This is a genomic window from Enterococcus sp. DIV1307a (assembly GCF_050537425.1).
GTDB lineage: Bacteria > Bacillota > Bacilli > Lactobacillales > Enterococcaceae > Enterococcus > Enterococcus faecalis.
Genome location: NZ_CP172914.1, coordinates 527289 through 550301, shown reverse-complemented (window position 1 = coordinate 550301; position 23013 = coordinate 527289). Strand labels below are relative to the sequence as shown.

At 36.9% G+C, this 23013-nt stretch carries 18 protein-coding genes, 1 tRNA gene and 1 riboswitch; of the genes, 3 read left to right on the top strand and 16 right to left on the bottom strand.

Going from position 1 to position 23013, the window contains the following annotated elements; translation table 11 throughout:
• Nucleotides 1-32 precede the first annotated feature (32 nt).
• From IGL90_RS02705 to erfC, 5 genes are all read right to left on the bottom strand, one after another.
• Nucleotides 33-701 carry an ABC transporter ATP-binding protein gene (locus IGL90_RS02705; RefSeq protein ID WP_002363221.1) on the bottom strand — a complete coding sequence of 223 codons (669 nt, stop codon included), beginning with the start codon at nucleotides 699-701 and terminating at the stop codon, nucleotides 33-35.
• Nucleotides 702-705: 4 nt separating this feature from the next.
• Nucleotides 706-1785, bottom strand: a complete 1080-nt coding sequence (locus IGL90_RS02700) for an ABC transporter permease (RefSeq protein WP_002355665.1) — start codon at nucleotides 1783-1785, stop codon at nucleotides 706-708.
• Nucleotides 1786-1923: 138 nt separating this feature from the next.
• Entirely contained in the window at nucleotides 1924-2529 is a 606-nt protein-coding gene (locus IGL90_RS02695) for a TetR/AcrR family transcriptional regulator (RefSeq protein WP_002355664.1), read from the bottom strand.
• A 409-nt stretch (nucleotides 2530-2938) separates the two neighbouring features.
• The gene (gene erfD, locus IGL90_RS02690) at nucleotides 2939-4708 is read right to left on the bottom strand and encodes a multidrug ABC transporter ATP-binding protein/permease ErfD (RefSeq protein ID WP_048737333.1); all 1770 of its coding nucleotides are present in this window, start codon (nucleotides 4706-4708) and stop codon (nucleotides 2939-2941) included.
• Entirely contained in the window at nucleotides 4708-6423 is a 1716-nt protein-coding gene (gene erfC / locus IGL90_RS02685; protein WP_002355662.1) for a multidrug ABC transporter ATP-binding protein/permease ErfC, read from the bottom strand. Before erfC ends, erfD begins: the two co-directional genes overlap by 1 nt.
• 253 nt (nucleotides 6424-6676) lie before the next feature.
• On the opposite strand from erfC, the gene IGL90_RS02680 reads away from it, so the two are divergent.
• Entirely contained in the window at nucleotides 6677-7339 is a 663-nt protein-coding gene (locus IGL90_RS02680; protein WP_002358755.1) for a TetR/AcrR family transcriptional regulator, read from the top strand.
• Nucleotides 7340-7419: 80 nt separating this feature from the next.
• Here IGL90_RS02680 and IGL90_RS02675 read toward each other — a convergent pair whose 3' ends face one another.
• The 5 genes from IGL90_RS02675 to rpoN all read right to left on the bottom strand — a co-directional run bounded on the left by IGL90_RS02675 (nucleotide 7420) and on the right by rpoN (nucleotide 14693).
• The gene (locus IGL90_RS02675; RefSeq protein ID WP_010712037.1) at nucleotides 7420-8211 is read right to left on the bottom strand and encodes an alpha/beta hydrolase; all 792 of its coding nucleotides are present in this window, start codon (nucleotides 8209-8211) and stop codon (nucleotides 7420-7422) included.
• Nucleotides 8212-8249: 38 nt separating this feature from the next.
• Nucleotides 8250-9716 (bottom strand): MDR family MFS transporter, encoded by a 1467-nt coding sequence (locus IGL90_RS02670; protein ID WP_048737336.1) that lies wholly within the window; start codon nucleotides 9714-9716, stop codon nucleotides 8250-8252.
• Between the two features lie 167 nt (nucleotides 9717-9883).
• Nucleotides 9884-11068, bottom strand: a complete 1185-nt coding sequence (gene metK, locus IGL90_RS02665) for a methionine adenosyltransferase (RefSeq protein ID WP_002368060.1) — start codon at nucleotides 11066-11068, stop codon at nucleotides 9884-9886.
• Nucleotides 11066-11161, bottom strand: a riboswitch (SMK box riboswitch). (Overlaps the previous gene by 3 nt.)
• 122 nt (nucleotides 11162-11283) lie before the next feature.
• On the bottom strand, nucleotides 11284-13161 hold the full coding sequence (locus IGL90_RS02660) for an acyltransferase family protein (protein ID WP_048737338.1): 1878 nt from the start codon (nucleotides 13159-13161) through the stop codon (nucleotides 11284-11286).
• 200 nt (nucleotides 13162-13361) lie between these two features.
• Nucleotides 13362-14693: an RNA polymerase factor sigma-54 gene (gene rpoN, locus IGL90_RS02655; RefSeq protein WP_002361288.1), complete on the bottom strand. Its 1332-nt coding sequence runs from the start codon at nucleotides 14691-14693 to the stop codon at nucleotides 13362-13364.
• A 58-nt stretch (nucleotides 14694-14751) separates the two neighbouring features.
• Here rpoN and IGL90_RS02650 point away from each other — a divergent pair.
• Nucleotides 14752-14823 (top strand) — tRNA-Arg (locus tag IGL90_RS02650).
• 656 nt (nucleotides 14824-15479) lie between these two features.
• On the opposite strand, the gene IGL90_RS02645 is transcribed toward IGL90_RS02650, so the two are convergent.
• From IGL90_RS02645 to IGL90_RS02620, 6 genes are all read right to left on the bottom strand, one after another.
• A complete protein-coding gene (locus tag IGL90_RS02645) occupies nucleotides 15480-15680 on the bottom strand; it encodes a cold-shock protein (protein WP_002355647.1) in 201 nt (66 codons plus the stop codon).
• A 233-nt stretch (nucleotides 15681-15913) separates the two neighbouring features.
• Nucleotides 15914-16321, bottom strand: coding sequence for an NUDIX hydrolase (locus IGL90_RS02640; protein WP_002394961.1), 408 nt, complete (start codon nucleotides 16319-16321; stop codon nucleotides 15914-15916).
• A 25-nt stretch (nucleotides 16322-16346) separates the two neighbouring features.
• Nucleotides 16347-18134, bottom strand: a complete 1788-nt coding sequence (locus IGL90_RS02635; RefSeq protein WP_048737340.1) for a glycerophosphoryl diester phosphodiesterase membrane domain-containing protein — start codon at nucleotides 18132-18134, stop codon at nucleotides 16347-16349.
• A 29-nt stretch (nucleotides 18135-18163) separates the two neighbouring features.
• Nucleotides 18164-18673 carry an SA1002 family membrane protein gene (locus tag IGL90_RS02630; RefSeq protein WP_016614884.1) on the bottom strand — a complete coding sequence of 170 codons (510 nt, stop codon included), beginning with the start codon at nucleotides 18671-18673 and terminating at the stop codon, nucleotides 18164-18166.
• Between the two features lie 172 nt (nucleotides 18674-18845).
• A complete protein-coding gene (locus IGL90_RS02625; protein WP_002358745.1) occupies nucleotides 18846-19229 on the bottom strand; it encodes a bacteriocin in 384 nt (127 codons plus the stop codon).
• Nucleotides 19222-22143 (bottom strand): isopeptide-forming domain-containing fimbrial protein, encoded by a 2922-nt coding sequence (locus tag IGL90_RS02620; protein WP_048737343.1) that lies wholly within the window; start codon nucleotides 22141-22143, stop codon nucleotides 19222-19224. The genes IGL90_RS02625 and IGL90_RS02620 overlap by 8 nt, the downstream gene beginning before the upstream one ends.
• Before the next feature lie 464 nt (nucleotides 22144-22607).
• Here IGL90_RS02620 and IGL90_RS02615 point away from each other — a divergent pair, with 464 nt between their 5' ends.
• Complete coding sequence (locus IGL90_RS02615) at nucleotides 22608-23012, top strand: DUF1622 domain-containing protein (protein WP_002383026.1); 405 nt, start codon at nucleotides 22608-22610, stop codon at nucleotides 23010-23012.
• Nucleotide 23013 lies beyond the last annotated feature (1 nt).

Sequence of the window (23013 nt, the reverse complement as noted above, 5' to 3'; positions counted from 1 at the left end):
CAATCCGATCATGTTCTCTTTTATTTGTTTTGTTACTCTGTCAATTCACCATCACGAATACGAACCACTCGATCACAGTATTTCAACAAACGCTCATCATGTGTCACCATGATAATCCCTTTATCTTTCTCTTTGGCCTCTTTCGCTAGTAATTGGACAACATCAAATGCCTTTTCTGTATCTAAACTAGCCGTTGGTTCATCTGCCAAAATTACGTCTGGCTCATGATACAATGCACACGCAATGGCTACCCGTTGTCTTTCCCCACCAGAGAGATCACGAGGATAACTATTTCGTAATTCTTTTAAACCCAACGTCTCTAACAATTGCTCTTTTAATTCACTATTTTTACGTGACTTATCAACTTTTTCAATTAAGTGAAATTGATCTTCCACTGTTAAAAATGGCACCAAATTAGAGCTTTGTAAAATAAAGCCGATTTTTTGAAAACGTTGCGCCAAACGTTGTTTTTTCGTTAACTTATTTAGTGATTGCCCGCCAACAATGACTTCACCACTTGTCGGTGCCTGTAAACCAGCTGCAATCGTTAAAAAGGTACTTTTACCAGAACCAGAAGGACCAATTACTGCGACAAATTCACCTGGTTGAACCGCAAAAGATAATTCTTTTAACGCGATCACTTCTGTATGTTTTTCACCATATTTTTTATAAATATTTTTCATTTCTAAAACATTTGCCATGTCTCTAACCTCCAATCGCGATTAACGGATCAATTTTAGCAATCGTTCGAATTGAAAATGCCCCGCCAATTAATGCAGATAAAATCAATAGTACACTAAACAAAATCATGCGTGGTCCATTAGTTGCATAAGGCATCGCTTCTGGTAAAAAGAGCACGGTAATTCCCGTTAAAGCAAGACCAATCGCCACTCCTAGAACAGCCAATAAAGCGGTTTGTAGCATGACTGCCTTTGCTAAGAAACTAGTCGGCACCCCTTGAACTTTTAAGACACCGAACATTGCTGTTTTCTGTAAAGTCATCACAAAGATAAAAATACCGATAATGAACGCTGCAATCACAATCAAGAAATAAATCATGCCATCCAAGGTCAAGTTTTGAGCGCTGTATCCTGGTAGTTTTTCAATAAAATCTGAAATTGAAAGAACTTGGCTGTCTTTATTAGTCGTTTTAACTTCCGCGTTGTCCTTGCTGCGAACAATGAAACCATTAACCATTTTGGCCATTGCTGGATTGTCACCATATTTAATTGACCGCCAAGTATCCAGAGAAGTGTAAATAACTGGCACAATGTTATAGCTACTTTTAGAAATAAAGCCGACAATTTCTAATTGCTCATCATATTTCCCTGCAGTTAATTTGTCGCCAATTTTAAATCCTTGATTTTTCAATGTTTCTGAAGCAATCACTTGATTTTTATCAGTAAATGCGTTTCCTTCAATCACTTTTGGCATTAAAAAACTTTCTTTTTCAATTCCAAATAAGCTAACATTCGTTAATTCAGCCTTTTTGTCATCTGCTGGGCGGATGGCTAAAGATTGTTGACCAATCGGTGCAATTTTGCCTCCTGAAATCGTTTCTTTCACGTTTTCATCTAACACTGATACATTTAAATTACTATTGGCCTCTTTTGATAAAACCACTTGATTCGCTTGCCATTGATCTACGGCTAAACGATTTCCTTGAGCTAAACCGTTCGCTAAACCTGACAAAATAAAAATCAACCAAGCAATCAAGACCATTACTAAGACTACAAGGACGTACCGTCCTTTTGAATACTTCATTTCATTAAATCCTAAAAACATGAATGGTTCACCTCTTTCTTCTTTTCGAAATAAACTATATCACTTATCAATCGATAAATCAATAATTATTTATCAATCGATAAGTGAATTTTACAAAAAAATAGAGAAGTCTGTTTTTCAACAGGGCTTCTCTATTTTTTATTTGTGACTTTTCAGAACGCCATGTAGCATAAATTGAATAAATTTTTTGACATCGTCATCCACTGTTTTTCGCTGGTACGTTTTTTCAATACTTAATAATGCACTAACGTTATATAAAATAAACCGAGTTGCATCATCTACACTGATGCCCTCTTGTAAGCAATTGGTTTCAGGTTCACTTTCAAAAATAGCCGCAATATTATTGATATAGGTTTTTTTGAAAATTTGATACAGCGTACGATTGTAATCAGGGCCCATTTCTTGAAACATGTCGTTCAACATTAAGAAAAGATTGGTCGGATGTTCATCTAACAAAACTTTGATTAATTGATAAAGTTTTTCTTCTACTGATGCATTTCCAGAAACAATCGGGACTAATTCTTCCTGAACACGGGACGTTAATTCTTCAATCACAGCTAAATACAGTTCTTTTTTATTTTTAAAATGGTGATAGAGATTCGGTTGGGTAATGTTCGCTTTTAAAGCAATTTCACGAGTGGAGGTATTTTTGAACCCCTTTGTCATGAATAATTCAGAAGCGACAGACAAAATAATTTGCCGTGTACGTTCTAAATCAGCTTTGCGTTTATTTGGCTTTTCCATGGTTTTCTCGCCCCCTGCTGCTTTTTATTTTAGCATATTCTCCGGCAAGAAACGAGAGACCTTTATACAAAAAACGAAAAATATACAATCAATGTGCCTGCTATTTGGAGAAGAATCGCGCAATAATACCACCGCTGCAGATGTATCAGCCAGCCTTTTTCGCCCCCAAGATAAATCAACTACTGCAGTCCATATAAAAAACTATTAGCCAACAACCAAAAAAGTAGTGCCGATTTTGTCCATCGATTCTCTCTGAATACACTCAGTACAAATAAAGTATTTAGCACCAAAAACGTGCGCCATAATTGCCGTACATTCCTCATTTTTTCCATTGACATTTCTCCTTTTTCTATTTAGCATAGCAAAAAAAGAAGCAAATGAGAATGACTCATTTTGCTTCTTTTTCGACTTATTCAAAAACAAATTGATTTTTATAAAGTTCCGCATAGAATCCATCTTGTTCAACTAGTTCATGGTGGTTGCCTTCTTCAATGACTTCACCGTCTCGTAAAACAATAATCCGATCCGCATTTAGAATCGTTTTCAAACGATGGGCAATCACAAAACTGGTGCGCCCTTTAATTGCTTCGTCCATCGCTTTTTGGATTTTAGCTTCTGTTACTGTATCAACATTACTTGTTGCTTCATCCAAAATTAATAATTCTGGATTGGTAATAATCGTTCGTGCAATACTTACTAATTGCTTTTGCCCCGTACTGAAAAGGTTATTCTCTTCCGTAATCTCAGTATCGTAGCCTTGCTCAAGATTTACAATAAATTCATGGATATTCGCTTGTTTCGCTGCTTGAACAATTTCTTCATCCGTTGCCTCTGGCTTACCAAAAGCAATATTCTCACGAATTGTTCCTGAAAATAGAACGGACTCTTGCAAAACAATGCCTACATGTGAACGCAAGCTATCTAAATCCATTTCACGAATGTCCACACCATCAAACGTCACGGCGCCTTTATTCACATCATAAAAGCGATTCATTAAATTCATAATCGTTGTTTTTCCTGAGCCTGTCGGTCCGACTAAAGCGACCATTTCACCTTTATCCACATGAATAGAAACATCTTTCAACACAGGCGTTTCTGGATTATAGCCAAAAACAACATGATTTAAAGCCACAGCTTTGTTAATCTCTTCTAATTTTTCGCCATTTTCGGGACGAATTTCATCTGGTTCATCAAACATCTCATTTAAACGACGAGCGCCTGTAACAGCTAATTGAATCATGCTATAACCTGAAGAAATTTGCATCAATGGTTGATAATATTGTTGGGAATATTGGACAAACATAACGACTAAACCTAGCGCAGCGGCACGATCAACAGAACCATTGATTGCTAACCAACCACCAAAGAAAATAACAATTGCCGTATTGACTAATGACATTCCTTGCATCATTGGGAAAAGTAATCCTGAATACACTTGACCTTTATACGTAGCTGCACGAACTTTTTCATTTTGCTCTAAAAAGCCGTCAATGGTTTCTTCTTGTAAGCCATTAGTGATAATCACACGTTGCCCACTAATTTTTTCATCCATATAGCCATTTAATTTACCCACTTCATCTTGTTGTAAATCGACATATTTGCGCGCCTTGCTAATCACAAAGACCGCAATTAAAATCGCAATCGGCGTAGAAGCAATTGTGGCCCATGCCAGTTCCACATTTTGACGGAACATCATGATTAAGACACCAACCAATAAGGCAATATTGGTTAATACTTGTAGCAACGCTTGGTTTAAACTGTTTTGGATGTTGTCTAAATCACTAGTAAAACGACTTAAAATTTCACCATCTTGATGAGAATCAAAGAAACGAATCGTCAATTTTTCTAATTTGTTAAACAAACCAATCCGCATGCGGTTTGTCGATTTCCCCACAACTTGTGTAAAGAGAATACTGTAAATGAAACTAGCGGCACTAGTTAAGACATAAAAAATGAGTAGTTTCCAAATGACAGAAACGAACGCACTTTTATCGTCTTTTCCTTGCATCACATTAACCGCATATTTCGCTAATTCCTGAATAGCTTCCCCAACGAATTGCGGCGCTTTGACTTGTAAATAAGTCGCTGCGAAAATTGCTAAGAAAATAAAGAGGAAAGAAACTTTGTAACGTTTTAAATAATGATAGAAAAATTTACTAGCTTTTATTAAATCAGTCATTAAGCTTCCTCCTTTCCTTTTTGAGTTTCGTAAATTTCTTGATATACGGGGTTCGTAGCTGCTAATTCTTCATGCGTGCCTTCCCCGACTAAACGTCCATTATCCAATACTAAAATACGATCTGCATGGACAACAGAAGAAATTTTTTGGGCAATAACAATCGTGGTAGTCTCTTTTAACTCTTTATCCAACGCTTCTCGGACTAACCGCTCCGAACGAGCATCCAACGCGCTGGTACTATCATCTAAAATCAAAATTTTAGGTTCACCAATCACACCTCTAGTAATTGATAACCGTTGTTTTTGTCCACCAGAAAAGTTATTACTCCGTTCTTCGACGGGCGCATCATAACCTTCTGCTAATTTTTCAATAAATTCCTTGGCTTGGGCGATGCCTGAAGCCCGTTCCATATCCGCTTCAGAAGCGTCACGTTTACCATGGCGTAGATTTTGCGCAATCGTTCCAGAGAACAGGATTGCTTTTTGCAACACAAAGGAAACTGTTTTTCGTAAACTGTGTTCGTTCACTTCTCGTAAATCGACACCACCAACTTCAATCTTTCCTTCTGTCGGATCAAATAAACGTGGAATTAATTGTGCCAACGTAGATTTACCAGCGCCAGTTGCACCCACAATCCCAATCATTTCACCTGGCTGAATAGAGAAAGAGATGTCTTTCAAGGTATCTTCTTCATCCCCAGGATAACGGAAAGATACGTGATCAAACTCAACACTACCAATTAACTCTTGTTCTGGGACTTTTTTGTAGGTAACATCTGGTTCTGTTTCCATCACTTCTTTAATCCGCTTAATGGAAACAGCGGCACGAGAAGTCATCATCATCATCATTCCGCCGATAATAATCGCCATCATGATTTGCATTAAATAGTTCATAAAGGAAGCGACACCACCAATTAAAGTTGGATCATCCTTGACTAAGTTACTCACAAAGAAAATCGAGCCTACAACGGCTAAGTTCGCCACCAACATAAACGCTGGAATCATCACAGCAAATAAGCTACCTACGATTAAGTTATGGGTGGTTAATTCTTCACTCACTTTTGTAAAACGTGACAATTGATTTTTTTCTTGAACAAATGATTTGACGACACGAATGCCTAACAAATTTTCTTTTGCGATACCATTAATCTTATCAATCAAGTTTTGAATAATCATGAAATGCTTGCCCATTTGCGAAAAGGACAGCATAGAAATCAAAATAACTGCGATGACAAGTGCAACAATCACCCACCATAGTTGTGGCAAGGTTAGCATCGCTAAAATAAAACTCCCGATAAATAAAAAAGGAATTCTAAAAAGTGTCTGCAACGCAATCATAATGACATTTTGAATTTGAGTAACGTCATTTGTTAAACGAACAACTAAGTTACCTGCTGAAAATTTTTCGATATTGCCAAATGAAAAGGTTTGGATTTTGCGGAAAGTTGCTTCACGAATGTCAGCACTGACACCTTGGGCAACTTTGGCAGAAAAAATTGTATTAATAACCCCTGCAACGAGTCCTAATCCTGCAATGGCAATTAATTGAATCCCTAAGTTTTTCATTTTGTCGCTATCGTCATTCATAATTGCTTCCAACACTTGTTGTAACAATTTTGGTTGCCAAAGTGCTGAGACAACCATTACGATCACCGCCAACAAGGCAATAACTACCGAGCCTTTGTATTTTTTGGCGTGTTGAATAATAAGGTCCATCTTATCCCTACTTTCTTAAAATAGTTCCCTGCTTCTTCAGTGTTGGTCTGCGAATTCTTCCCCATTACAAAAAAATCAATTTGCTCATTGACTTCACCAATTTAACACTGTAAAATAAGGCCGATTCATAATTTACCATTTTTAGTGGTAAAATACAAGCGAACAAGTTAATTTTTCACAAGTTTTTCCTATCATAAAGTGTACCTTCTTTTTGATAAACTTACGAAGATAACGTTTAATAGGAGCTAAAATCATGGAACCGAAATTATCAAAAGACACGATTATTGCAGCCGCATTTTCTTTGTTAGAAAAAAGTCCTACTTTAGAACAACTTTCTATGCGTAAAGTCGCCAAACAGCTTGGTGTACAGGCGCCCGCAATTTATTGGTATTTTAAAAATAAGCAAGCCTTACTTCAAAGTATGGCTGAAGCGATTGAAGAGCACTTTCAAGAACCTGCATTATGTGGTGAATGGTATTCTGACTTACTGGCCTTCATGGAAAACTATTATGATCTCTATCAACAATTTCCCTGTGCCGTAGCCATCGAAATCCAAACCGTCCCTGCCTACCCCCAACGATTACGCCATTTGAATCAAATGATGGGCATTTTAAGAGAAGCAGGTTTTTCACCAGAAATGACTCATTTAGCAGTAACGTCTTTACAACATCTTTTATTTGGGATGATTATGGACGCAACGGAGGAAAAACAGCTCGTTTCGCAAGTATTGAACGGAGATGACTATTTAAAAGAACAAGTGCTGCACATGAAACAATATGTCTCCGACAATGAGTTAACGTACATGGAGGAAAGCATTCAATTTCGACACTCCATCCACCAAAAATCCGCCTTTATTCAAGCCGTTAAAACCTACTTAGATGGGTTGCAAGCAGACAACACATCTTCATCTAAATAAAAAAAGCCCTTGGTCCGTCAGTCATTTCGACTGACGGACCAAGGGTTAACTTTTAAAATAAATCTTGAAAACTACTTTCTCTATTTTGGTATTGGTAGCCAAGCCAAGGCTTTTTGAATCCATTCATCCCAGAACACCCAGTCATGTTCTCCTGGTCCAGTTTCAAAAGTGTAACTTGCCTGTGCCTGTTCCAACGCTTGAGCCATCTGTTGATTAGCAGAAAGTAACATATCTTGCTCCCCACAACAAAGGTAAAATTGGGGCATTTCTGTTTGGCTTTCTACTAATTGTTGTAGTAAATACAGCGGATCGTGAATAGAACCTTCAATTTGATCTAACGGGCCAAAAATACCTTCCCAATAGCTTCGATTACGGACTTTTAATAATTCCCCAAAACTAGTGGATGATAAACTGACTGCCCCAGACAAAGAAGCAACGGCTGCAAAAGATTCTGGTTTCGCTAATCCTAATTTCAAGGCGCCATAACCACCCATTGACAAACCAGCGGCAAAGGTTTTTTCTCGTTTTGTACTTAACTGTGGAAAGAGTTGATGACAAATTTTCGGTAATTCTTCTGAGATAAACGTCCAATAGTTCATATCGTATTGCGTGTCCGTATACCAAGCTAAATCCGTGGACGGCATAATGACAGCAATCCCCAAATCAGCGACATACCGCTCAATAGAGGTTCTGCGAGCCCAGACGCTGTGATTTCCTCCCATCCCATGTAATAAATACAACACGGGAATATCTGTCAATGCTGCTTGGGTACTTGTGCCCACTTTTTTTACCGTTTCTTGTGGTAAAATTACGTTCACATTCACTTCCATTTCCAATACATTTGAATAAATATTTGCTTGTAAAAAGGCCATCTACTTTTCCCTCCAATACTCTTTCTATTAGTGTACCACTAAAGCTTCGCTCGTTGCGCTTTTGCGAAAATATTTAACAAAAGAGCGACAACAACTAAGCCCGCACCGACTAAGTAAACATTATGCAGACCTGCATAGAGGATACCGCGTAATGGTTTTAACAACGCAGCTGGAATTAAATTTGCAGTATGTGGATTCACTAATTGATTCATGACATCTGCATCGACGTTTAACGCGCTCGCTTCCAATTTTGCAAACATTCCTGCGTTTAAAATCACACCAAAAATTGACACCATCACAGTCTGCCCAATTGTACGCACCAACGTATTAAACGATGTTGCAACTCCCATTTTTTCAGGCTCCACTGTACTTTGTGCTGTCACCGTAGTCGTTGTGATAGTAATCCCAAAACCAACTCCTAAGACAGAAGACACTACAAAGAAAAGCCAAAACGGAACGGCCATTGGCATTACCACTAAAAAGATGGCCCCGACTAATAGAATCGATAACCCAATCGTTAAGACTTTTTTCATAGCATATTTTTCCATAAAGCTACTTGCTATAAATGATCCAGCCATCCAAAGTAACGACATAGGCGCTAAAACTAAGCCACCAATTCCTGCACTTTTTCCTAAGACACCTTGCATCCACATCGGAATGTAGACATCAATCCCCATTAAGAAACCGCTAATAAGCGCCGCAATAAGATTTACTAAAACAAACGTTGGTTGATTAAATAAATGCAAATCAATCACTGGGTCTTGCGCGCGTTTTTCTATCATCACAAATGCTACAAAAAAGAGCACACTCAAACTCAAACAACCAAATGTTACTAATGTAAAACCATTATCGCTAATCATTTGAAAACCTAGCAATAACGTTAGCAGCACTGCCATCAAAGTAACGCTGCCCAAAATATCCATTGGCATCTTGGTCCGTTCCCGCTTTGGTTCAACTAAGAAAATACTAATCAAGCCCAATAAAACAAGTCCAATAGGAACATTAATGAAGAAAATCCAATGCCAACCGACTGTATCTACAATAAAACCACCTGCTAACGGACCAAAAATACTAGCAATTCCCCAGGCGGCACTGTTTAAACCTAAAATTTTCGCTCGCTTGTCCAATGTATACATATCGGCAATAATCGTTAACGCAACTGGTAAAATTGCGCCTGCCCCCACACCTTGAATTGCGCGGGCAATAATTAAGGTCAACATATCTTGAGCAAAGCCACACAACGAGGAGCCCAAAATAAAAATGATAATGCCAATCATGAAGACAGGTTTACGACCAATTTTATCCGCAAGTTTCCCATAAATCGGTGTTAACATCGCATTCGTTAATAAATAAATTGAAAATACCCAGTTCATAATTTCCATGCCATGTAACGAGCCGACAATCGTTGGCATCGCAGTAGACACAATGGTCCCTTCAATGGCTGTCATAAATGTTGCCACAAAAACACTCACCGTGACTAACTTAACATTTGTTTCTTTTGCCATTTGTTCACATCCTTTTCTATTCAATTGTCAATTTTCTAAATTGCTCCATAGCTATTCTATACAAAAAAGAACAAAATGTCTTAAAAAAATGCTTTTTCATAAAAAAATTATTGCAAAAAAACAAGAAGTCAGCCAAGTATTGGCTGACTTCTTATTTTTTTATTTAATTATTCAGCTAAACTAGCTTTTAACGCTTCAACTTTATCTGTTTGTTCCCAAGGTAAATCAATATCTGTTCGACCAAAATGACCATAAGCCGCAGTTTGTTTATAAATTGGGCGACGTAAATCTAGCATTTCAATAATACCTGCTGGACGTAAATCAAAGTTTTTACGAACTGCTTCGATTAATTTACTTTCTGGAAGAGCACTCGTACCAAACGTATTAATAGAAATAGACACTGGTTGCGCCACACCAATTGCATAAGCTAATTGGACTTCTACTTTTTTCGCCAAACCAGCAGCAACAATGTTTTTCGCGATATAACGCGCAGCATAACTAGCAGAGCGGTCAACTTTGGTTGCATCTTTTCCAGAAAAAGCACCGCCGCCATGACGAGCATAACCGCCATAAGTATCAACGATAATTTTACGACCAGTTAAGCCTGCATCTCCTTGAGGGCCACCGATTACAAAGCGACCAGTTGGGTTGATAAAGTATTTTGTTTCATCATCTAAAAGTTCATGAGGAATCACCTCATTGATTACTTGTTCTTTAATGTCTTTTTCGATTTGTTCTAAGGTTGTTTCATCATCATGTTGTGTACTGATGACAATCGTATCCACACGTTGTGGTTGACCTTGCTCATCATATTCCACTGTTACTTGAGATTTTGCATCAGGACGTAAGTAAGGTAAGACTTTTTCCTTCCGCAATTCTGCTAAACGGCGAACCAAACGATGACTTAACGCGATCGGTAATGGCATTAATTCTGGTGTTTCGTCAACGGCAAAACCAAACATTAAGCCTTGGTCACCAGCGCCAATATCGTCTTTTTCATCTTGATCACGCACTTCTAAGGCTGCGTCAACCCCTTGAGCGATATCAGGTGATTGCTCATCGATTGCTACAAGAACTGCGACAGTCTCTCCATCAAATCCATATTTTGCTCGTGTATAACCAATATCTTTCACAGTTTGACGAACAATTTTTTGGATATCTACATAAGCTGTTGTAGAAATTTCTCCAAATACTAGGACTAAACCAGTTGTTACGGATGTTTCACATGCCACGCGGGCCATCGGATCTTTCTCCAAAATCGCATCTAAAATTGCATCACTGACTTGGTCAGCTACCTTATCTGGATGTCCTTCTGAAACGGATTCTGATGTAAATAAATGTCTTTCTGTCATAATGTTATTCCCCCTAAATAGTTTCGGTTACAAGGCATCTTTAGTAAGTAACGACAATTACTTGCTAAATCCTTTCGGGAACTTGTAACAAAAACAGTATACCAGATATCTAAAAAAAAAGCTTAGGTTTTCAAGAAAATCATTAAATTACCTATATTTGCTTTTCCTATAACAAAAAACTTCCAGCCCCTTTCATCTGAGCTGGAAGTTTCTTGCTACTGTAAAATTTTCTCCGCGATAAAGTGTGTGTATTGCTCGCCACCTGCCACATTTGGATGAACTCGGTCATCATAAAACCAATCATCATGGGCGTTACTATAATTAAACCAGTCAATGACCGTTAAGTTATCGTATTTTTTGTCCATTTGACTAAGTAAACTATTCACTTGATTTTGCCATCTTCTAGTTGGAACGCGAACATTAATCCAATAAACTTTTCGATTACCTAACGCTTTCATAAATTCATCAAATTGTGCCTCTGTAAAAGGACCATTCGTACCTAAACTCACTAAAACAGTATCTTTAAGCATTTTCTTTTTGTCTAGTTCACCAATTAGTGAAATGCTACTATACAATTGACGGCCCACTTCCCCATCGATAATCATTTTAGGGAAAATATCTTGTAACCCGCTAGCACCATCTAGAATAACAGAATCACCAATAGTTGTGATTTCTAAATTCTGCGCTTTTTTTACTTGCTCTGGGGTGAGTTGTGCGGGTAGAACGTCTTGGCTTTCACTCGGTTTTGTACTACTTTCTGTGGACGTGCTACTATTTTTCGTGCCACTTTCTTGAACTTCTTTTTTACGTTCTTCAATTTTTTGCTGATTTTTCGCAATATTTTTTTCTAGTTGCTCTTGTTGCGCACTTTTAGCGTTTGCTGGGGCCACAATTAAACCGAATACTGCAATCACGCTAATCACTGTCATAAAGGCCATTGTCCCTTTTTCACGAAGGTCCCACGGTTTCCGTAAGAACTCAGTGAATTGAGTCCAGACATCCTTATAAGACAATCGTGTCAGTGGATGTTCGATAAAACGATAAGACAATTCGCTCACGACTAAAATTAATGCTATTTCAACCAATGAATGTAGAAGAACATGGTCCGATAAGGTCTTAATTTTGGCCTCATAAAAAATCATGATTGGGAATTGATACAAGTAAATGCCATAACTCCGTTTACCTATCCACGTAAAGACTGGATTCGTTAACCAACGATTCATATCTGCCCCTGGATGTGCAGTGACGGCCACTAAAACAGTGGCTGCCAAACTAATTAAAAACATGCCGCCATAATAAACAAAATTTGTATGATCTGATAATGTTAAAAAGGCTAATACTAAAAGAATTAAGGCACTTAAACCAGCGCCATTTAAGATTTTTTTAGAGGCTTCTGGAATTTCTTCTTTCAAACGTGTGCTTGGCCAAACATACGCCAATGCACTACCTAGTAAAATAGAAAAAACACGTGTGTCTGTTCCATAATAGACACGTGTAGGATCTGCGCCAGGAACATATAAAACGGCCATCAGCGTCACCGAAATTAAGGCGCCGATTAAAACTAAACTGAAAATTCGACCGCGCTTACGAACAAAGCGTTCCAGAAGAATAAAAAGTAATGGCCAAATTAAATAATTTTGCGCTTCAACTGCCAATGACCAAATATGTACAAATGGCGATTGTGTCGCAAATCCATCAAAATAAGAAAACCCTTTAAAAATTTGCCACCAGTTGTTGTAATAAAAAACACTACTAGCGACAACGCTGCGAATATTGTTTAATAAATCCTGCTGAAAGAGTGTAATATAACTAACTGCACTTAAAAGCATCACAATTAATGCTGGATACAGCCGTTTCATCCTTCGCACATAAAATCCTTTTAAATCAATGGTCTGATTTTCTGCCCATTCTTGCCGCAACAAGTCGTTAATAAGATAACCTGAAACAACAAAGAAAATCGGAACACCTAAGTAGCCACCTCGCATGACTTGGGGAAAAAGGTGATACAAAATCACGCCAATTACAGCGATCGTCCGAATGCCATCAAAACCTGTAATATAGCGTTTTTTCTTGCTATTTGCTGTCTGATTCATTTGTGCTTTCCAACTTTTCTATAAAATTATTCTTTTCCTTTATTTAAAGAAGCAAGTAACTTTAATATACGTTTTTTCCTAGGAAATGGCAAGCAAACTTTGCCTCCTTTAGGCTTTTTTTACAATTCAAAAAACCAGCATTTTTTAAATCACAAAAAAACAACCAAAGCTTATGAAAATCACTCATAAGCTTTGGTTGTTTACTCATATCGTTTTCGTTTAGATGAAGATGGAATCCCTAGGGCTTCACGATATTTTGCTACCGTTCGCCGGGATATTTCCATGCCTGAATCTTTTAATCGCTCGACTAATTTTTGATCAGATAACGGTTTACTTTTTACTTCTTGATCAATTAATTTTTGTAGTTGCTTTTTAACCATCGTTGTTGAGACATCCTCGCCATCTTCTTCTGATGAAAGAATACTTGTTGAGAAGAATGAGCGCAATTCAAAGACGCCAAACGTGGTTTCTAGATATTTTCCATTGACCGCACGACTAACTGTCGATTCATGAATAGACAAAGCATCCGCAATTTCTTTTAAAGTCATTGGTTTTAATGGCCGATCTGCTTCTAAAAAGAAGGCTTCTTGACGACGCACAATTTCTTGCCCTACACGTAAAATTGTATCCCCCCGCTGATTCACTGCGCGCTCTAACCATTCAAATTCGTTTTTCTTATCCTTAATATATTCTTGGACTTCTTTGTCGTCAGTCTCTTGCATTCGTTTGAAATAATTTTCTTGAAAATTTAATGTCGGTCGACCAGCTTTGTTGGAAATCACCACTATTCGATCTTCCTTGATTCGGACAGTTAAATCTGGTCGAATATACAATTCCTCGGTCGCATCAAAAATATTCCCTGGCGCTGGCGATAACGTTTGTATATAATCAAAAATCAATTGAATTTCTGCTAATTCAATCCCGAATTTTTTAGCTAACGGGCCCCATTTACGACTCACTAAGGCATCAAATTCTTCCTCCAATAAAATATACGCTAAATTAGGCGCGGTATCGTCTCGTTCTGTTTGTAGCATCAAACATTCTTGTAAATTGCGTGCCCCCACACCTGCTGGATCTAGCTGTTGTAACAAAGTTAATGCATCTAGCATTTGAATGGCGCTTGCTTCGGTTTTCTCTGCCGCTTCTTCTAACGAAATCGTTAAATAACCATTCACGTCTATATATTCTACTAAAAACAATACCAATGTTCGCAAGTATGTATCGCGGTAATTCAAATGAATTTGATCAATTAAAGACTCAAATAATGATAAATGATAGTCTGGAATTTGATTCATATAATTATTTTCTTCGTCTTGATTGGTGTAAGAACGACTAGTTATCGGAAAATCTGTGGTGTACTGCGTGTCTACTTGTAAATCAATCAATGGATTCTCTAGTGCTTTCGCTTCAACAAAGGCAGCGAGTTCTTCCGTATTAAATTGTAAAATTTGAATGGATTGTTGAAGCTGTTGAGTCATGGCCAACTTCTGGACTTGTTTTTGTTGTTGGGACATTCGTTGCTCAAATTTCATTATTTTCGTCCTCCCTCTTGTAATTTTTGTCAATATCAGCTAAACTAGTATTCGTGCCGCGCCCTTAGTGTAGTGGATATCACGTAAGATTCCGGTTCTTGAGACGGGGGTTCGATTCCCTCAGGGCGCGTTATTTAAATATGTTGATTTATCAACGTTTCTGGACACTCTTTATTCATCTAAAGAGTGTTTTTTTCTTGTTTAGGAATGATTTTTCTATCCGTATTTTTTTCAAATGTTGCTTGTGGCAAGCTCAATCGCACTTAACGCGACAACATTTGTTCTGCTTCAGCTACAAATCCAATAAGGTTAAAATTCCTCCGTTCCTATTGTAACGCATAACGTTTCCTTTTTCTATCTGCTAAACAAAGTATTACGACAAGCAAACACCTGCTTCTCTCTTAAAGATCCCTTTCTGATTATATAGTAAATTGCTTTTAATTTGTTAATTATTTTACCTAAAACTTAATACCCTAATTAAATAAAGAACCTGGGGCAAAAATCACTTTGGATTTTTGTCCCAGGCTTAAAACCTGATAATTGGCGGGAACAGAACCGTTCAGCTCCGACCTCTAAAATACTTAATTAGAAATATACTACCAGCAATCACACCAATTATGATTACTAGCCAAAATAATCCACTTACAAGTAACAGCTCAGTTAAGGTCGTCTTCAGATTCTCCTCCTTTAAATGGCCTCTGCTTTGTTTTGCTATGTAATTAATGGCGAGATCAGACAACAGCTATCAAAAAAACGGACCAACACGTGGTCCGTTTTCATTCATTATTAAGCTTTTACGATGTTCGTTGCTTGTAAGCCGCGTGGACCTTCTTCAGTATCAAAAGTTACTGCTTGGCCTTCGTCTAAAGTTTTAAATCCATCTGATTGAATAGCTGAAAAATGTGCAAATACATCATTGCCATCTTCACCTGTAATAAATCCAAAACCTTTGTCTGCGTTAAACCATTTTACTGTACCGTTGTTCATATATATTTCCTCCTAGTGCATAAAAATATGCAAGTTATTGCAAAAAATGTTGAGTGGCAAAAGGAGAAGTATAGTTTTTAAATATATAACTCAAATTACTTATCAAAATTGATTACTTAATTACTATAACATATTTATTAGGAATAAACAATGCCCACGACTTTTCCTTGGACTTTCTAAAATAATCAAAGATGCGCTTGACAAAGCCCTAGCAAAAGACACCCCTATTCTCTCTATTTCCAGTTAGTTTTGTTTAACTTTAAATAATCACTACGCGCCAAATAATCAAATAGCGGAGCTAATCCTGGTGAAAAATTTACTTCCTCAAACCGCTTAATAAATTGTACGCCTTTAATTTTATTTGGTTCGTTCAGGGTAACTTTTCCTTGGGCTTGTTTGGCAAAATAAAAATGTCCTTGCCAAACGATTGAATCAAAAATAAGTGGTCCAGTAAAAATTTCTTCAAGTTCAGTAATTTCCACTGCTAATTCTTCTTTCATTTCACGAATCGCACATTCCAGCGCTGATTCACCAAGTTCTTGTTTTCCGCCAGGGAAATTCCATGTGTCTGGCCGATCTTTTAAGATAAGAATTTCATCAGATTGATTTTTAAGAAGTACTCGCGAAAATTCTTTTTTCATTTCGTTTAACCCTCTTCTTCATTTTTTATTGAGAAGCCACACTTGGCAGCATAAAAATATAATGCAAAATACGATCCGCATACGACGGATTTTTTTCAAAGTCATTGACTTCTTCATTGACTAACTCCAAATCATCGGTAATCACTCCGGCAACGTCCATAAAGAGCATTTTACTTAATACCTCTGAGTCATTAACTGTCCAAGCATAAACTGCTTTTTTCTGTTGGTCAGCTTTTAAAATGAAGGTATCATTCAACGTAGTAGCTTCCATTGTATACAAATCAGCTTGTGTTTCTGGAAAAGTGAAATTATAGGGCAAAATAAAACTAACTTTTACTTTTGATTTGGCTTTTTTAAACACTTTGATCACATTGTAGTCGAGAGATTGAACCTGATGGTTATTCTTTATCAAAGGACGTTCATATTTTTCAATAAAGTTAGAAAGCGCACCTTGACTATCTTGTTTAGACGTTTTAATTTCTACTAGTAATTTTTGTTTGGCTTGGTTTGCTTTCGCTAAATAATCATCAAAACTGGCAATTGGTGCTTCTTGGCCATTTTCTTTAACGGTCATTTTTGTTAATTCAGCCAACGTAAATTCTTGTGGCGTGCCATCAACGCCGGCGAGTTCTTGAAGGTTTGCATCATGCATCACAACAAATTGATGGTCTTTGGTTTCTTGAACATCAATTTCAATATAATCTGGTTTAAATTTAATGGTTCTTTCCATAGCAGGAATGGTATTTTGTACGCCATTACTATTGGTGACCCCTCGATGCGAAATAATCAAAGGTTTTGATTCTAATAGCCCTGTTAAGTAAACAGCGTTGAAAATTATATAGCCGCCAAAAATGGTGAATAGTCCTAGGCCCATTCCGATAGTCACTAATTTATTACGTTTCGTTTCTTTGTCAAAGGCAACTTTTGTCGTCGTTTCTACTTGAACATTTAATTGTGTATATAAGAAATTAATCAGTAATACTGAAAGCCAAGCATTAGAGACAAACTGTAAAAATTGGACAACCGTTAAATTTAAAATACCACCTAGCAAGCTAATGGTATCGCTCAAGGTATCTAACTTCAACTGTAGAAGATAAAGTAACACATAAATAACATACGTTGAAACAAATACCGCGATCGTCACAAATGCAATATTACGAATAATGAACCATAATCGTTTGTTTGTCATTGACCAACTAGCCTTAACTGCCTCGCCTGCTTTTTTTCTCTCCAAAATCATTAATGGAAGCGTGTAAATGAAACGAATAGCTAAATACCAGACTAATAACCCAAAAGCCAGTAGCCCCACCAAGTAAGGAATTCGTTGGGACAAAAATTCAACAATAAAATCTGGAATCACAAATTTCGTCAATAGATTACTTTGGAAAATTAGGTTTCCAAAAGGGACAATGACAACAAAATAACCGAAAAAGAATAACCACGAACGGGCACCTTGCTTTTTAAGAACTTTAAAAGATGCCTTGGTAACTCCTTTAAAATGAAAGCGATGGTCTTGCCGTATTTGAAAAATCCCTAATAATAAAAAGGTAAACTGATAAAAAACTGCACCTAAAAAAAGTAACAACAAGAGAATTAATAACACCAGAGCAAGCGGCTTTTCTAACAGTAAATTCAGGTTATTAAACGAAAGATAAGGAATACCTTGAGTTTTTAGTGCGTTGGAAGTAGCCCAACTAAAAGCCCCACCCACCAATAATAATAAAACATTTAAAGTAAAAAATAACCATAAGTACTGCAAGATGTCTTTAAAAAATTGCCTTGTTCCATTTTTAAATGTTTGCCAAGCAGACATACAAATTCCTCCATTCTAAAAGTATCCGATTAAAGTTCTTCCATACGAAGCCTAAATAAAACAACGGCAATCCAAATTGAAATAAATGATGGCAAAATAACAATAATGATTGCGACTGGCTCATCAATAGTTCCTTGTAACGTATTTTTTACTTCTGAAGAAACAATAAACTGATCAAAAATCACTTGATAAATAGTAACATAAATCAATACCCATTGAATATAATATTCAATTATTTTCATTAAAGCGATGGGTAAAACAATTTTTTTCGTCGTTAAATTCAATAAAAAATATAACAAAAGACTCGTACTGATGATAACGACTATCCCTAAAAGAAATAACGACTCTAACCGCTGCCCTATTACGTTTGCAACGCCTATTGTTAATAATAAATACATAGCTACCGAAATTAAGATGCTCACACTTAGCATAACAGAAAACAAAAGTAATGCCTTAAGAAAAAGCCATTTATCAACTCTTTTATTTCCAATCAATAAACCTAAAAGAATCACCGACAAAAGTAAAATCAATTCAATCATTCGTTCCTCCTCTCAAAACAAATGAAAACAAATTCATATGTCTATATTTATTTTATCAAACCAAAATGAATTTGTAAAACATTTCACATGTTATTTAATAAACGACTATCACTATAAAAAAGACAAGTTTCCTAATAAAGGAAACTTGTCTTGTCTTGTCTTTTTATTCTTTTTACTTCGTTATTTTTTGATAGTTTGCGAATAATTGATTCGCATCTCCTTCTCCATCAATTTTCTTGAGATGGCCGTTATCTATTTTAAACATAGATGGCACATGTAAAACTTTATTTTCTCGGATAAATGTTGACCATTCCTTCATGGTCTCTTTGTTGGTTAATTCTACATAGTAAACCTGTTTAGGTGCTTGCAATAGTTTCTCGAAATCCTGACAATCTGAACAGTTTTTCTTTTTTAAAACAACATAAAATGTTTCGCCAGAGTGTTTTTTTTCTTGATATTCATTGAAACTTAATTCCTTTTTATGCGGAATAAATGTAAAACCTACCAACAAACTAAGTAACAAAATTAACAGACTGAACGAAATTTTTTTATTCATGTTTTTTCTTCCTTTTTAGTTTGTCTAATTTTTTCTTTTTTTTATTTTTTGTTATGCCAAAGCTAATAGCCACTATAAGGACAATTAAACCTGCGATCATGTAAAGTGGATTTACTGTGGTATTAGTCATTGGTAAATGAATTCCTTTACTTGCTGATTTTCCAAAATTGACTGGGTTCGTTGGTGCTTGATGATTTGTAGGCGTCAACGGTTTCTTCGGTTTTAACGGTTGTTTAGGTTTAGGTTTTTTTGGATCTTCTGGCGTTGGTACAGGCGGTGTTACGGTTGGTTTGTTGGAATGTAACACGTCCCCTTCGTTGCCAAAGTTTAAGTCGGCTTGGTTGGGAATCCCTCCTTGTTCAATATAAGGCGCTAATTCTTCGTCCGTTACGTCAGCTTTAATTTTAGTGGTAATAGTCATTGTGTACGTATGTCCAGCTAAGTATGAGTAGCTGTCATCTTTTTTGTTCATTTCAAAAGTTACTTTGTTATTTTCTTGTGTTACTTTGCCATTAGCTGTAACATCTTTACCATTTTCATCAGTGACTTTCACATCAGTGATGTCTAACACTTTATTAATGTCATCTACCATGCTGGCTTGGGTCCAAGTGCTTGTTTCGTTACCGAAAGCTGTTTTGACATTCCATTTAAATTCTTGATCGCGGTTGGTTAAATCTAAATGTTCTTGTCCTTCTACGTCTTTAGTAATATTTGGATCAACAGGTGGTGGTGTTACGGTTGGTTTATTGGAATGCAACACGTCCCCTTCGTTGCCAAAGTTTAAGTCGGCTTGGTTGGGAATCCCGCCTTGTTCAATATAAGGCGCTAATTCTTCATCCGTTGCGCCGGCTTTAATTTTAGTGGTAATGGTCATTGTGCATGTGTGACCAGCTAAGTAGGCATAACTGTCGTCTTTTTTATTCATGGTAAAAGTTACTTTGTTATTTTCTTGTGTTACTGTGCCGTTAGCTGTAACATCTTTGCCATTTTCATCTGTAACTTTCACGTCTGTGATGTCTAACACTTTATTAATGTCATCCACCATGCTGGCTTGGGTCCAAGTGCTTGTTTCGTTACCAAAGGCTGTTTTGACGTTCCATTTGAATGCTTGGTCACGGTTGGTTAAGTCTAAATGATCTTGACCTTCGATATCTTTTGTTATCGTTGGATCTTCTGGTGTTGGTGCAGGTGGTGTTACCGTTGGTTTATTGGAATGCAACACGTCACCTTCGTTGCCAAAGTTCAAGTCCGCTTGGTTGGGAATTCCGCCTTGTTCAATGTAAGGCGCTAATTCTTCGTCCGTTGCGTCAGTTTTAATTTTAGTGGTAATAGTCATTGTGTATGTATGACCAGCTAAGTAAGAGTAGCTGTCATCTTTTTTGTTCATAGTAAAGGTTACTTTGTTGCCGTCTTGTGCCACTGTTCCATTGGCGGTTACGTCGGCGCCAGTTTCGTCAGTGACAACGACTTTTTGGATATCTAATAATTGGTTAATATCATCCACTAAACTGGCTTGTTGCCAAGTACTTGTTTCATTGCCAAAGGCTGTTTTGACATGCCAATCGAAACTATCATCTCGATTGGTTAAATCTAAGTGCTCTTGATTTTCGATATCTTTTGTAATCGTTGGATCTTCTGGCGTCACGTCACACGCATGCGCATTGTCATTTTTAGGAATCGTCGCTTCTGGAAATTCCTTAGCAATTGTTCCTTGATTCATTGTCCCACTACTTACAAGGGTTGCTGCATCAATCGCTGTATTTTCTTTGACTTCGTAGTGAATCGTGATGTTTCCTACGTAACCTTCTGTACTAGTTGCTGAAATGGTTTGTCCGTTAATTTGAACAGGCACATCATTTCCAGCATCGTCCGTAGCGGTCGCCGATTGAATATCAAATTGATTGGCAATCGTTAATGAAGCTGTTGCTGGTGTCGATTGCGCCAGACGATCTTTGACAATTTGTTTTAATTGGGTTGTAAAATCATCAATAGATTGGCTTGTAATAAAATCTTCTGGTGTGCTAGACCCTTGTTGCAACTCTTGTTTTACAAAAGGACCCACTTCTGTTTTATATTTATCAAAGTATGAATTTACTGAACTTAAAGATTCAACACTTTCCCAATACGCATTAATCATTTCATAGCCTTGGTTAGTAATTTCTTGGTTTAACGCTAAAACTTCTGCTGCTGCACCTTGGTAGTCATTACTATATTCCACTGAGACTTGAAGAGGATGTCTTGGATCTGGATATTCATTGATTGAATCATTGGTATTGGTTTTATGCAAGTAACCATCTAAACGTGTATTAGCGACCCCATCTGTCACTAATAGGAAATACGTTTTTCGATTCGTTAAATCTCCGTGTGTTTGATTGTACGTATCTAAAGCGAGTTTCAATCCTGGGGCGGTTGGCGTACCACCATACGTCCGAACGTCTCCAAAACCAGAGACAAATTGGCTTTTATCATAAGTCAATTGCGTATTGACGCGCACATTCATATCATAATCAGCTGAATTAATTTTTGTCTTTCCATCAGGAAACATAAATTGTTTTCCGCCGCGATATGAAGCCAGCATCACGCGGTCTTGATCAGATAAGCCTTGAACCACTTCATCAATCGCTTGTCTTACATGTGGAAAATTATCTGAAAAACTACCACTGGCATCTTCAACAACTACTAAATCGACTGGTTCCGTTTCACCCGCTTGAACTGGGAAAGTAGCTTGTCCTTCCAATATCCGTTTACAATCAGCCAGACTGTCGTCTTTCACTTTCACCGTATTGGTCATTCCTTCTGTATCTCCTGCTTTAACCGCTCCTTCAGCTAAAGCCAATGTGGGACTGAAATTTCCCACAACTGTTCCAGCGACAATCACCATTGTCGATAATAATTTCGTTGCTTTCTTAAACATTTTAATCCTCCCTATTTTCTTTCGCTAGTGTTTGGGACACTTGCTTCTCTTTACTTCAACTACAGCTCCTTAAATCTTTCATCAAGTCGATGTGTCTCCTTGTTTTTGTGACACATCTCTTACTCAATTTCTGATTCTATCACCTTTAAAGGCTAAAACTTGGCAGTATTCGGCTCTTGAAAACGTAAAATTTGTCTTTTAAAAATTAATGAAAAGACTATCCACTGACAAAGTTGGTTTTCACTTACTTTTTGACACCTGATTCCTTTTAAAAGTCTTTTTTTACACAAAAAAAGTAAAAGAACCTTTACAATCCTTTTACTTAATTGTTAGATGCTATTCATAATTTTCTTAGTTTTTTTCTATACGCTGAATAGTTTAGCCTGTTTATTTCAACAATATTTGACGTTAGTCAGCCGTTTCGTTATAGTTAAAGAAAAGGCTTTTTGGTAGGAGTGAATACGATGAATGAGTGGCCCCATCAGTTAATGACGCTTTTAACCCCACTTTTTGAGCTATGTATTTTAGGACTGAATGTTTTTTCGATTATTGTTTTAGTTTGGGGTGTTTGTTTAGCAGGAAAAGATTTCATTAAAAGTGAACGACAAAATCAAAGCCGCTTTACCTTAACCAAAATGAATACGTTCATCAAAAACTTCCTTGGTAGCTACATTCTGTTAAGTTTAGAAATTTTAATTGCTGCTGATATTATTGAATCCATTGTCAAACCAACTTTTCAAGATATTTTGAAATTGGCAACCTTGGTGATCATCCGTACAGTTATTTCTTATTTCTTACATAAAGAAATTGAAGACACTATGACCGATATGGAACAACAAGAAAAAGAACCAGATACCCCAAAAAATTAGC